Origin of the sequence: Candidatus Merdisoma sp. JLR.KK011 (assembly GCF_036941125.1) — a bacterium.
Classification (GTDB): Bacteria; Bacillota; Clostridia; order Lachnospirales; family Lachnospiraceae; genus Laedolimicola.
Genome location: NZ_JAYWSZ010000004.1, coordinates 883,919 through 896,266, shown reverse-complemented (window position 1 = coordinate 896,266; position 12,348 = coordinate 883,919). Strand labels below are relative to the sequence as shown.

Annotated in this window: 11 protein-coding genes and 1 riboswitch; of the genes, 9 read left to right on the top strand and 2 right to left on the bottom strand. The window is 50.4% G+C overall.

Translation table 11 applies throughout. The features are described from left to right. Position 1: 1 nt before the first annotated feature. On the top strand, positions 2–1,117 hold the full coding sequence (locus VV089_RS18155; RefSeq protein WP_334336898.1) for an aminopeptidase: 1,116 nt from the start codon (positions 2–4) through the stop codon (positions 1,115–1,117). Here VV089_RS18155 and VV089_RS18150 read toward each other — a convergent pair. Next, positions 1,114–1,383: a hypothetical protein gene (locus tag VV089_RS18150; protein ID WP_172542598.1), complete on the bottom strand. Its 270-nt coding sequence runs from the start codon at positions 1,381–1,383 to the stop codon at positions 1,114–1,116. The genes VV089_RS18155 and VV089_RS18150 overlap by 4 nt on opposite strands. A gap of 99 nt (positions 1,384–1,482) precedes the next feature. Here VV089_RS18150 and VV089_RS18145 point away from each other — a divergent pair, with 99 nt between their 5' ends. The 8 genes from VV089_RS18145 (at position 1,483) to metK (ending at position 11,055) form a co-directional block, all read left to right on the top strand. Continuing rightward, the gene (locus VV089_RS18145; RefSeq protein WP_334336897.1) at positions 1,483–2,274 is read left to right on the top strand and encodes a hypothetical protein; all 792 of its coding nucleotides are present in this window, start codon (positions 1,483–1,485) and stop codon (positions 2,272–2,274) included. Positions 2,275–2,287: 13 nt separating this feature from the next. Further along, positions 2,288–2,767: a signal peptidase I gene (lepB, locus tag VV089_RS18140; protein WP_334336896.1), complete on the top strand. Its 480-nt coding sequence runs from the start codon at positions 2,288–2,290 to the stop codon at positions 2,765–2,767. A 427-nt stretch (positions 2,768–3,194) separates the two neighbouring features. Next, a complete protein-coding gene (locus VV089_RS18135) occupies positions 3,195–4,844 on the top strand; it encodes a putative manganese-dependent inorganic diphosphatase (protein ID WP_172542601.1) in 1,650 nt (549 codons plus the stop codon). Positions 4,845–5,014: 170 nt separating this feature from the next. Then, positions 5,015–5,590 carry a flavin reductase family protein gene (locus tag VV089_RS18130; protein WP_172542602.1) on the top strand — a complete coding sequence of 192 codons (576 nt, stop codon included), beginning with the start codon at positions 5,015–5,017 and terminating at the stop codon, positions 5,588–5,590. Further along, entirely contained in the window at positions 5,591–6,100 is a 510-nt protein-coding gene (locus VV089_RS18125; protein WP_172542603.1) for a shikimate kinase, read from the top strand. 50 nt (positions 6,101–6,150) lie between these two features. Continuing rightward, a complete protein-coding gene (locus tag VV089_RS18120) occupies positions 6,151–7,779 on the top strand; it encodes a M23 family metallopeptidase (RefSeq protein WP_172542604.1) in 1,629 nt (542 codons plus the stop codon). 280 nt (positions 7,780–8,059) lie between these two features. Next, on the top strand, positions 8,060–9,352 hold the full coding sequence (locus tag VV089_RS18115; protein ID WP_172542605.1) for a UDP-N-acetylglucosamine 1-carboxyvinyltransferase: 1,293 nt from the start codon (positions 8,060–8,062) through the stop codon (positions 9,350–9,352). Positions 9,353–9,416: 64 nt separating this feature from the next. After that, a riboswitch (SAM riboswitch) is annotated at positions 9,417–9,514 on the top strand. A gap of 353 nt (positions 9,515–9,867) precedes the next feature. Further along, the gene (metK, locus tag VV089_RS18110) at positions 9,868–11,055 is read left to right on the top strand and encodes a methionine adenosyltransferase (RefSeq protein ID WP_334336895.1); all 1,188 of its coding nucleotides are present in this window, start codon (positions 9,868–9,870) and stop codon (positions 11,053–11,055) included. 71 nt (positions 11,056–11,126) lie between these two features. Here the strand turns inward: metK and VV089_RS18105 are convergent, their stop codons facing one another. Further along, positions 11,127–12,305, bottom strand: coding sequence for an iron-containing alcohol dehydrogenase (locus VV089_RS18105; protein ID WP_334336894.1), 1,179 nt, complete (start codon positions 12,303–12,305; stop codon positions 11,127–11,129). Between the last annotated feature and the right edge of the window lie 43 nt (positions 12,306–12,348).

The window sequence follows — 12,348 nt, the reverse complement described above, 5'->3', positions numbered from 1 at the left end:
TATGGACAAGAGAATTGAGACATTGGCAGAAAATCTCGTAAATTATTCCTGTAAGGTTGGAAAGGGCGATAAAGTATATATTAATTATACAGGCCCCTCCACAGAGGATCTTGCAAGGCAGCTGGTAAAGGAAGTCTATGCAGCAGGAGGTGTTCCCTTTGTGCATTACATCAATCCCAGGCTTCAAAGAGAGATACTTTTGAACTGTACTAAGGAGCAGCTAAAGCTGATGGCGGATCTGGCATGTCAGGAGATGGATCAGATGGACTGCTACATCGGCGTAAGGGGAAGCGATAATGTATCGGAGCTTTCGGATGTGCCTTCAGAGAAGATGCACTTATATGAAACTCTGTATTCCACCCCGGTTCACCACAACATCCGTGTGCCCAAGACGCGGTGGGTAGTGCTGCGTTATCCCAACATGTCCATGGCGCAGCTTTCCGGAACCAGTACGGAGGCCTTTGAGGACTTCTATTTCCAGGTGTGCAATCTGGATTATTCCAAAATGGCGGAAGCTATGAAGCCTCTGGTGGAGCTGATGAACCGCACGGATCGGGTGCGTCTCACGGGAAAGGGAACGGATCTTACCTTTTCCATTAAGGGAATTCCTGCAATTGCCTGCGCAGGGGAGCTGAACATTCCCGACGGAGAGGTTTACACGGCGCCTGTGAGGGATTCCATCAACGGAAAGATTACCTACAATACGCCCTCCCTGTACCAGGGGGTTACATTTGAGAATATCTGTCTGGAATTTAAGGACGGAAAGATTGTGAATGCCGCTGCGAACCATACGGAACGGCTGAACCAGATTCTGGACACGGATGAAGGGGCCCGCTATGTGGGTGAGTTTGCCATCGGCGTGAATCCCTATGTCCTTGAGCCCATGAAGGATACCCTGTTTGATGAAAAGATTATGGGATCCATTCATTTTACGCCGGGAAACTGCTATGATGATGCGCCCAACGGCAACTCCAGCGCAGTTCACTGGGATCTGGTAATGATTCAGAGAGAAGAGTTCGGCGGCGGAGAGATTTACTTTGATGATCGGTTAATCCGGAAGAACGGCCGCTTTGTGATTCCGGAGCTTGAGTGCCTGAATCCGGAAAACCTGGTTTAATCGTCTTCCTCAAGCATCTGGATCTCCAGGTAGTCGAATTCGATCTGCTCAATAAAGCTGTCTTTGTAAAAACGTGCCTTGGCGTGCTTCTGAAACTCACGGACATTGGAGTCCAGCCACAGGGGGCGGCCAAGGTCAAACTGGGAACAGACTTCATCCAGAGCGTGAAAGATTTTGTGAGTACGGGTATCGCTGCTGCCGTCGCAGATGACAGTATCCCGGAGCATATGGTTATTTTTAAATGTTTTGGCCCATAAGCGAAACATATACACCTCCTGGTTAAGCATAAAAGCTGGTTTTAAGTATAGCGGATCTTCGGAGGAAAGTAAAGTCAGGAAAGACAAGGAACAAAGGAGGACATAAAAATGGACGTCGAGAATAAGACAGAAGTAAAACCGGAAGAAGAGAAGCCGGAAGAGGTTAAGTTATTGGAGATGCCGGACGTGGTGTCGGGGACAGTGCCGGCAGACTATCCGGAGATCAGTGAATTCCTCCAGAAAATGAAGATAAAAACCGGGTTCTTCGGCTACCAGAAGGAGGATGTGCTGGAGAAGATGCAGCAGCTGAACAGCCTGTACCAGAACCGGGTCCAGCAGATGCGCGACCAGGCAAGGGGCCAGCTGAAGCAGATGAAAAAGCAGCAGCAGGAGGATGTGATTGAGATTCGCAGCCATCTGCAGAAAGCCCAGGATGAGTTTAAGGAAGAGTGCCTCAAGGAGGTGCAGGCTCTGAAGGTGCAGCAGGAGGAGCTGAAAGCCGGCCATGCCAGGGAGCTGGAGGAGGCCCGGAATGAATATGAGCGCCAGCTTGAGGAAGTGAAAAAGGAGTATGCCCGTCTTCTGGAGGAGGCGGAACAGGCATCTGTACAGCGTGCAGAGGAGGCGAACCGCGAGCGCATCCGCCGGATGGAGGAGATAAAGAGTGAGTATACCCGTCAGCTGGAGGATGAAAAAAACAAATACGCCCAGGAAGCGGAAAAAGTAAGGAATGAATGCAGCCAAAAGGCGGAGGAAGCAAGAAACGAGTACGAGCAGAAATGGAAGGAAAAGCAGGGTGAATATACACACTTGCAGGAAAACCTCCAGGGAGAGCTGGAAAAGCTGATAAGCAGGCTGGAAGAATTAAAGGGCAAGGTTCGTCTGGCGGCAGAGGAATGATTAGGACAGGCATATGAAAAAAGAAATAAAACGGAACCCGGATGAAGTGCTGGAGGCGAGGCTGAACAGACTTCAGCACAGACGGGAGTTCAGACAGATACTGATAGAGTGTATCGTATTAGCCGGGCTCATTTATGTGCTCCTCCACTACATAATAGGAATTGCCCTTGTCAGCGGAAGCTCTATGGAGCCTGCGCTGTCAGACGGAGAGCTGGTTATCTTTTACCGCCTGGATCAAGAGTATCAGAAAGGCGATATTGTGATTATTCAACGGGAAAATGATATACAATATGTAAAACGGATTGCCGCACGTGGGAATGAACGCATAGAGATTGATGAGGAAGGGGGGGAGACGCCCTTTGACGTGCCGGCCGGAAGCTATTATGTGCTGGGGGATAACCGGGAGGATTCCATAGATTCCCGGTCTTTTGGCGCTGTTAAGAAGGAAGAGATTGTGGGAAGGGTGATTTTTCATGGCGGGGTGGCGCGGTAGAGTAAGATGTCTTGTCTGCCGGGCAGCCAGGAAAGCCGGAGGCTTTCCTGGCTCGCGGCTGTCGCTGCATGATAAAAGAAATATGGGGCTCATAGATTTCGCACAACATGAGGAGTGCCCCGGCGCACCAGGTACGCCGAGGCTATTATGAAAAAATTTATCTATATGTGTAATGAAAGCGAATCCACCGGGAAGGAAGACCTTCCTTTAACGTAAATTCAGTATATCAGCAAAATATGAACAAAACATGAATAAAATATGAACTTATTGTGAAAGTATACAAAATAGCAAAAAAACAAAAGGAGATAATAGGGCAATTTATATAAAATATTTTGAGGATAGTCAAAGGGAAAGTGGTTGTAATGACTACACAGAAATGATAAAATGAAGAAAAAATCTGTACAGGGAATGTTTGAAAGGAAAGGGTATGAAAAAGGATCGGACAAGGCCGGTGTATATCATTGGACATAAGAATCCGGACACGGATTCCATCTGTTCTGCGCTGGCATATGCTTATTTGAAAAATCAGCTGGAAGGAGGGGGGTATGTGGCGGCCCGGGCCGGGCAGCTAAATCAGGAAACCCAGTATGTTCTGAATTTTTTCCAGGCAGAAGCGCCTGTTTACGTAGCGGACGTGATGACACAGGTGAAGGATATAGAGATCCGCAAAACAGAGGGAGTGCGGGGCAATCTTTCCTTAAAGCAGGCGTGGAATCTCATGCGCAAGCTGGGGGTGGTGACCCTCCCGATTACAAAGGAGCGGAAAATCGAGGGATTGATTACCATAGGCGACATTGCCACTGCCTATATGGATGTTTATGACAGCAAGATTCTCTCGACAGCCAATACACAGTACCGAAATATTGTGGAGACCCTTGAGGGCTGCCTGCTGATCGGCTCTGAGGAGGATTACTATAACCGGGGCAAGGTATTGATTGCGGCGGCAAACCCGGATCTCATGGAGGATTACATTGAGGAGGGGGATTTGGTGATCCTTGGAAACCGCTATGAGTCCCAGCTCTGTGCCATTGAGATGCATGCAGGCTGCATCATTGTCTGCGAGGGGGCAAAGGTTTCCCTTACCATAAGGAAGCTGGCGGAGGAACACAACTGCGTGGTTATCAGCACACCCTACGATACATTTACAGCGGCAAGATTGATCAACCAGAGTATGCCCATCCAGTATTTTATGAAATCGGACAATCTCACCATCTTTAATGTCAGTGAGAGAACCGAGGATATTAAGGAAATCATGGGACAGAAGCGTTACCGTGATTTCCCCATCATTGACAAGGAAGAAAATTATGTAGGCATGATCTCCAGGCGGAACCTGCTGAATCTGAAGCGGAAGCGTCTTATTCTGGTGGATCACAATGAGGAATCCCAGGCGGTGGACGGCATTGAGTTTGCAGAGATTCTGGAGATTATCGACCACCATAGGATTGGCTCCCTGGAAACCATGTCCCCGGTATTTTTCCGTAATCAGCCTCTGGGGTGCACGGCGACCATTATGTACCAGATGTACCAGGAGCGGAACGTGGAGATTCCCAAGAAGATAGCCGGACTTCTCTGCTCCGCCATTATTTCCGATACGCTGATGTTCCGCTCTCCCACCTGCACGGCAGTGGACAGAGCTGCTGCTGAGGCCCTCGCAGGAATAGCCGGCATCGAGATCGAGGAGCTGGCCATTGATATGTTCTCCGCAGGCAGCAATCTGGGCTCCCGGACGGCGAAGGAGATCTTCTATCAGGATTTCAAACGATTCAGCGTTAACGGCGTGGAATTCGCCGTAGGCCAGATCAACTCTATGAACGCCATTGAGCTGGGCGAGATCCGGGAGAAGCTGATGCCTTACCTTGAGGTGGCTTATACGGAAGTCGGTTTGAACATGATTTTCTTTATGCTGACCAATATTGTAAAAGAAACCACAGAGCTTCTCTGCTGCGGGCCCAATTCGGACAGTCTGGTGCGCAAGGCCTTCCAGCTGCCGGAGGACTCTGACAGCTATGAGCTGAAAGGGCTCGTATCAAGAAAGAAACAGCTCATTCCGGCACTTGTAAGTGTGATTCAGCAGTAATATTTCTTACCAGTGTATTGTGAGAAATATTACGGAACTGGAAAACAGTAATATTTTTCACAATGCACAAATCGATTTACAGACACAGATATTAGTGGCTGTAAATCGATTTCTTACCAGTGTATTGTGAGAAATATTACGGAACTAAATATAGAAAGAAGAGTGGGTATATGAAAAAACAGCAATGGAAACCGGGAAATATGCTCTATCCTCTGCCGGCCGTTATGGTAAGCTGCGCACGGGAAGGCGAAAAGCCCAATATTATCACACTGGCCTGGGTTGGAACCGTCTGCTCCGATCCGGTGATGGTATCCATTTCTGTCCGCCCGGAGCGGTATTCCTATGATATTATCCGGGAGACGGGAGAATTCGTAATAAATCTCACAACAAAAGAGCTGGCTTACGCCACGGATTACTGCGGTGTAAAGTCCGGCCGGAATGTGGACAAATTTGCCGAGCTTCATCTGACGCCGGGAAAAGCAGGAACGCTTAAGACAGCCCCTCTGATTGAGGAAAGCCCGGTTAATCTGGAATGCAGAGTGACAGAGGTCAAAGAGCTTGGAAGCCATCATATGTTCCTGGCCGAGGTTGCGGCTGTGGATATCGACGAAGCATATCTGGATGAAAACGGAAAATTCCGTCTGAATGACACAGGGCTTCTTGCCTACTCCCACGGGGAGTATTTTACCTTGGGTGGGAAGTGCGGAAGCTTTGGATACAGCGTGAAAAAGAAACGGAAAAAATAGATGAAGGATAATATTGTACTCATAGGAATGCCGGGGGCCGGCAAAAGCACCATAGGAGTGATCCTTGCAAAGGTTCTGGGGAAGGATTTCATCGATGCGGATCTGGTGATACAGAAAGAGGAAGGCCGCCTTCTCAGCCGGATTATTGAGGAAGAAGGCCCGGAGGGCTTTTTGAGAATCGAGGAGCGGATTAACAAAGGGCTCAATCCAAAGCAGGCAGTGATTGCCACCGGCGGCAGCGTCGTCTATGGCCGGGAGGCTATGGAGCATCTTCGGGAAATAGGCGTCGTCGTGTATCTGAAGCTTTCCTGCGAGGCTGTCCTGGGCCGTCTGCGTGATATCCGGGGCCGGGGAGTCGTGCTCCGGGAGGGACAGACCCTGGAGGGGCTTTACGAGGAACGCTCGGAGCTTTATGAAAAATACACTCATCTGACAATAGACGAAGACGGACTTACAGTGGAAGAAACATTAGAAAAAACTTTACAAGCGGTTAATTTGTTGGTAGAATAGGAATTGTTACGAAATTATTACAAACTATTATAGACAGAAGCGAAAAACAAATGAACCGAAAAAAATTATTATTCAGCAAAAGATCAAAGCTTGTTTTTATTCAGTCGGTAGTGGCTGCCTGCGGCTGTATGCTGGTGGGCATTCCGCTGCTGGGATCCGGCTTCGGCAACGGCGACAGCTATTATGAAGTGACGCTGGAGGGAAATCTGGTTGGTTCCGTGAAGGATCCGGAGGTGGTGGATGATGCCTTTCTGGATGCCAGGGCACGGATTTCCAGGGAGACGGAAGGACTGGTGCTGGCAGACGTGGAGTACAGCATGGAAAAGATTCCCAAGGTATTCGGGAGCACCATGGACACGGAGACTCTGACAGACGCCATTTACCAGGAGCTCTGCGAGGTAGTGGCAACGGCCAAGCATAAGGCGTACCTTATGAAGATCAATGAGTTTACAGTGACACTTGGCAGCTATCAGGACGTGATGGATGTGCTTTACGCCACCAAGAACCGGTATGATGAAGAGAATGAATTTCAGATTAATATTGTTTCCGATGCAGATCGGGAACTGAACGTTTACACAGTGCAGATTTCCAAACAGGAGGAGCCGGAGGAGCTAAAGCTGCTTCCGGTACAGAGCAACAGCCTTGCACAGATTGGAAAGGCTACGGCCGGCGTGGGGGATTTTGACGTAACCCAGGCGGTGGAAGACGTTATCACCATGACGGTTACTGAGGAGCAGGTGCGAAACGGGGACGGCCAGGAGGAGGATCTCCGCCAGGCCACAGGCGACGGGCTCAAAGACGTGAAATTTACCGACCGGGTAGAGATTGTGGAAGCCTATGTGTCCAACGATATGATCACGCCTACCCAGGAAGCCATTGATATGGTGACCAAGGACACGGAAAAGAACCAGGTGTATGAGGTTCAGTCCGGAGACACCCTTTCCGTGATTGCCAACAGCCACGGACTGCTGGTAAAGGATGTGCTGGCGCTCAATGAGGGACTGGACGAGGGGACAACCCTGCATCCGGGGGACGAGATTATTATTACCGTGCCGGAGCCGGAGCTTTCGGTGACTTCCATAGAAGAATCCACCTATGAGGAGGATTACTATGCGGAAACCCAGTATATTGACAATGACGAATGGTATACGACAGAGACCGTGGAGCGCCAGGCGGCAGCGCCGGGACACCATGAGGTGACGGTGCTCATTACCAAGAAAAACGGCAAAGAAGAAAGCAGGGAGATGATAGCGGAGACGGTGCTTGCAGAGCCCACGCCTCAGATCATCGAACGCGGAACCAAGATACCGCCGACTTACATCAAGCCTCTGTCCGGAGGACGCTTTAGCTCCGGATTTAAGTGGAGATGGGGAAGACAGCACAAGGGAATCGACTGGGCGTGTCCTATCGGTACTTCGATTATGGCTTCCTGCGGCGGAACGGTGGTGCAGGCAGGCTGGTTCGGAGGCTACGGAAATTGTATCACTCTCCGCCATCCCGACGGACGGCAGACGCGCTACGGCCACCTGAGCAGGATCCTGGTAAAGACGGGACAGAGCGTGAAGCAGGGAGAGAAGATCGGCCTCAGCGGAAACACGGGCCGAAGCACCGGGCCGCATGTGCATTTTGAGATTATTATAAACGGAAGCCAGGTGAATCCGTTGAATTATCTGGATTAGAAGACAAATTATAAAGAGGATGCCGCAAAATAGATAATTTTGCGGCGCCTTTTTTGTGGGAAACATAGTGATTCAGACAAAATGTCTATTTGCAAAGACGGTCAGACGACCAGGGAAATCTGTAAAAAAAGATAGGGTATTTACAAATGAACAGATTGTGGTATACTAGACCCAGGATATTTCCCGGTTTTTTGGGAATGAATAAAGTAAACCAACAAGAGTATTTGTGATGATAGATATTTTGCTCGGTTAAATATAGAGAGATTGGGAGCAGCCAGTGATGGATCAATATGTAATTAAAGGTGGAAATCCACTTGTAGGCGAAGTTGAGATTGGCGGAGCGAAGAATGCAGCTCTGGCAATCCTTGCGGCAGCTATAATGACAGACGAAACGGTAATGGTAGAGAATCTCCCGGATGTACGGGATACGAATGTCCTTTTACAGGCCATGGAAGAGATTGGCGCACAGGTTGAACGGATAGATCGCCACACGGTGAAGATCAACAGCTCCATGATCGGGAGCTACAGCGTAGATTATGAGTACATTAAGCGGATTCGCGCTTCCTATTATCTCCTGGGAGCCATGCTTGGGAAGTATAAGAGGGCTGAGGTGCCTCTGCCCGGAGGCTGCAATATCGGCAGCAGGCCCATTGATCAGCATCTGAAGGGCTTTAAGGCCCTGGGGGCAAGCGTTAAGATTGAATACGGCTTTATTGTTGCGGAGGCTGAGCACCTCCGGGGCAGCCATATTTACCTGGATGTGGTGTCCGTAGGGGCTACCATCAATATTATGATGGCGGCAGCTATGGCTGAGGGCAATACCGTGATTGAAAATGCGGCCAAGGAGCCCCATGTGGTGGATGTGGCCAACTTTTTGAACAGTATGGGGGCCAATATCAAGGGCGCCGGTACGGACGTGATCCGTATCAAGGGCGTGGAGCGTCTGCACGCCACGGAATATCCCATTATTCCCGACCAGATTGAGGCCGGAACCTTTATGTTTGCGGCGGCAGTCACCAAAGGGGACGTGACGGTGAAGAACGTGATCCCCAAGCATCTGGAAGCAACGACCTCCAAGCTGCTGGAGATTGGCTGTGAGATTGAGGAGCTGGACGATGCAGTGCGGGTAGTCTGCTCAAAGGGACTGAAGCCTACCAATGTAAAGACGTTGCCCTATCCCGGATTTCCCACGGACATGCAGCCCCAGATTACAGTAGCCCTTGCACTGGCCAAAGGAACCAGCATTGTAACAGAGAGCATTTTCGAAAATCGATTCAAATATGTGGATGAGCTGGCCCGTATGGGAGCCAATATCAAGGTGGAAGGCAATACGGCGATTATAGACGGCGTAGGGCAGTATACGGGTGCTCAGATTTCCAGCCCGGATCTTCGGGCGGGAGCGGCTCTTGTTCTTGCGGGGCTTGCGGCTGACGGGATTACCATTATTGAGGATGTACATTTTATAGAGCGGGGTTATGAGTGCTTTGAGGAAAAGCTGAAAAGCCTTGGCGCCATGATCGAAAGGGTCGGGGAGGACAAGGATATTCAGAAGTTTCGTCTGAAAGTGGGTTGACAAAAGCGCTCAACTGGTGTATTTTAATAATGTTGATGGTAAGCAAATTGAATATTGTGAATTTCTCTTATTCAGAGTGATGGAGATACAAAGGATCTATGAAGTCACGGCAACCCCAGCGATGGAAGGTGCCAACCTGAGCGAGTAATCGAACAATAAGGGGATTTGGTTATCAGAATATATCCGGTCCGCCTTTGGCGGACCTTTTTTTTCGCGTAAGCAATGAGCCGTGCGGAAAAAGACAAGTATGAAGCAGCGCTGAGCTTGCTCAAAAGCAGATTCATACTTGGCTTTTTCCATAGGGCGAAGCCCGCGACCGAGGCGTAAGCCGAGGTGCACGGCGGGGTATCGTGCGGAAAAAGACAAGTATGAAGCAGCGCTGAGCTTGCTCAAAAGCAGATTCATACTTGGCTTTTTCCATAGGGCGAAGCCCGCGACCGAGGCGTAAGCCGAGGTGCACGGCGGGGTATCGTGCGGAAAAAGACAAAAACACCACAAAAAAGGAGAGAATCACCATGGAAAAATTATTATTTACCTCAGAATCCGTTACCGAAGGCCATCCGGACAAAATCTGCGATCAGATTTCCGACGCCATTCTGGACGCCCTCTTAGAGCAGGATCCCATGAGCAGGGTAGCCTGCGAGACAGCCACCACCACGGGGCTTGTCATGGTTATGGGCGAGATCACCACCAAGGGCTATGTAGATATCCAGAAGATCGTCCGTGAAACCGTCCGCGAGATCGGCTACACACGCGGAAAATACGGCTTTGACGCAGACAACTGCGCGGTGCTCACAGCCATTGACGAGCAGTCCACAGACATTGCCATGGGCGTGAACAAGGCCCTGGAGGCAAAGGAAAACCAGATGTCCGATACAGAATTAGAGGCTATCGGCGCAGGCGACCAGGGTATGATGTTCGGCTATGCATCCAACGAGACCCCGGAACTGATGCCCTATCCTATCTCCCTGGCCCATAAGCTGGTGCTCAAGCTTACCCAGGTACGCAAGGACGGCACCCTGCCCTATCTTAGACCCGACGGAAAGAGCCAGGTAACCGTAGAGTACAATGAGGCAGGAAAGCCCATACGTCTGGATGCAGTTGTACTTTCCACCCAGCACAGCGAGAATGTGACACAGGAGCAGATTCACGCAGACATTAAGAAATACGTCTTTGACGAAGTGCTTCCTGCCGATATGGTAGATGCAGACACCAAGTTCTTTATCAACCCCACCGGCCGCTTCGTAATCGGCGGACCCAATGGAGACAGCGGTCTCACTGGGCGGAAGATTATCGTAGATACATACGGCGGCATGGCCCGTCATGGCGGCGGCGCCTTCTCCGGCAAGGACTGCACCAAGGTAGACCGTTCCGCAGCTTACGCAGCCCGTTACGTGGCCAAGAACATCGTAGCGGCAGGACTGGCGGAAAAGTGCGAGATCCAGCTTTCCTACGCCATCGGCGTGGCGCAGCCCACCTCTGTAATGGTAGACACCTTTGGAACCGGAAAGGTTTCCAATCAGAAGCTGGTAGAGCTGATTCGCGAGAACTTTGACCTCCGCCCGGCCGGTATTATTAAGATGCTGGATCTGCGCCGGCCTATCTACAAGCAGACAGCGGCTTATGGTCATTTCGGCCGTACCGATCTGGATCTGCCCTGGGAGAAAACCGACAAAGTAGAACTGCTGAAAAAGTATTTATAAAGAATCATAGAAAAAACATCCCGAATGAAGCTGCATTCGGGATGTTTTCTTTTTGGCAGTAAAGGCGAAAGCTATCTGGCCATTTGCAGTATTTTAACGACATCCTCCTTGTATAAGGTCTGAAAGAAGCCTACATGCCCACCGCCTGCGGATACACATTTCTCGGCCATTTCCTCAATCTGCCCGTCTGTGGGAGCAATCCCCAGTTCCGTTAGGCTGGCAGGCATTCCGATGGATCGGCACCAGTCTTCCCAGGCTTCAATCCCCTTTTCGGCAGTTGCCTCCCTGTCGTAGAAGTTTTCCGCCGCGTCAAAGACCCGGACGGCAAATTGGGCAAACCGGGCCGGATTGGTTTTGTATACATAGCGCGCCCAGCTTCCCCAGATGGCGCACAGGCCCGCTCCGTGGGCCACATCAAACATTCCGCCCAATTCATGCTCAATTTTGTGAGAAGCAAAATCCGTAATGCGTCCCGTACCGGTAAGGCCGTTGTGAGAGAGGCTTCCGGCCCACATGAGAGTAGCGCGGGCTTCGTAGTTATCCGGCTCCTTTACGGCAGTTTTTGCAGCCTCCCTGACAGCCGTGAGCAGCCCCTCGGACATGCGGTCTATGAGATCCACATCTTTTGTATTGGTAAAATAGCGTTCCATGGTATGCATCATAATATCAGAGGCGCCGCTGGCCGTCTGATACGCCGGAAGGGTGCAGGTAAGCTCCGGATTCATAATTGCGAATTTGGGACGGGCGCAGTCGTGATTGTAGGAACGCTTCAGCATACCCTCCTCAATGGTAATTACCATGGAATTGCTGGTTTCAGATCCGGCAGCGGCAATGGTAGAAATACACCCAAGGGGAGCAATCTTGTCCGTTGTCACTTTTCCAAGGAGCAGATCCTCTAAGGGAAAGTCATTGACAAGACCGTAGCCGATGCCCTTGGCGGAATCAATCACACTTCCTCCGCCTACGGGAAGAAGAAAGTCCACGCCCTCTTCCTTACAGAGACGGATTCCTTCCTTTACAAGACCAAGCCGGGGATTGGGAACCACGCCGCCCAGATCCACATAGGTAAGTCCGGCCTCCGTAAGGCTCTCGTGGATACGATCCAGCACTCCGCTTTTTTTAAGGTGGCTGCCGCCGAAGTGAACCAGCACCTTGTGTCCTCCCAGGGCTTTGATTTCTTTACCGGCCGTCATCTCTGCGCCCCTGCCGAAAATCACTTTCGTGGGGTTGTAAAATTCAAAATTAAGCATCTCCAATACCTCCTATTCCAGTTCCGTAAGATCCCTCCCAGTA

Excerpts from the sequence above, each read along its gene's own strand:
- VV089_RS18155 (WP_334336898.1), top strand. The coding sequence starts at position 2 with ATGGACAAGAGAATTGAGACATTGGCAGAAAATCTCGTAAATTATTCC.
- VV089_RS18150 (WP_172542598.1), bottom strand. The coding sequence starts at position 1,383 with ATGTTTCGCTTATGGGCCAAAACATTTAAAAATAACCATATGCTCCGG.
- VV089_RS18145 (WP_334336897.1), top strand. The coding sequence starts at position 1,483 with ATGGACGTCGAGAATAAGACAGAAGTAAAACCGGAAGAAGAGAAGCCG.
- lepB (WP_334336896.1), top strand. The coding sequence starts at position 2,288 with ATGAAAAAAGAAATAAAACGGAACCCGGATGAAGTGCTGGAGGCGAGG.
- VV089_RS18135 (WP_172542601.1), top strand. The coding sequence starts at position 3,195 with ATGAAAAAGGATCGGACAAGGCCGGTGTATATCATTGGACATAAGAAT.
- VV089_RS18130 (WP_172542602.1), top strand. The coding sequence starts at position 5,015 with ATGAAAAAACAGCAATGGAAACCGGGAAATATGCTCTATCCTCTGCCG.
- VV089_RS18125 (WP_172542603.1), top strand. The coding sequence starts at position 5,591 with ATGAAGGATAATATTGTACTCATAGGAATGCCGGGGGCCGGCAAAAGC.
- VV089_RS18120 (WP_172542604.1), top strand. The coding sequence starts at position 6,151 with ATGAACCGAAAAAAATTATTATTCAGCAAAAGATCAAAGCTTGTTTTT.
- VV089_RS18115 (WP_172542605.1), top strand. The coding sequence starts at position 8,060 with ATGGATCAATATGTAATTAAAGGTGGAAATCCACTTGTAGGCGAAGTT.
- metK (WP_334336895.1), top strand. The coding sequence starts at position 9,868 with ATGGAAAAATTATTATTTACCTCAGAATCCGTTACCGAAGGCCATCCG.
- VV089_RS18105 (WP_334336894.1), bottom strand. The coding sequence starts at position 12,305 with ATGCTTAATTTTGAATTTTACAACCCCACGAAAGTGATTTTCGGCAGG.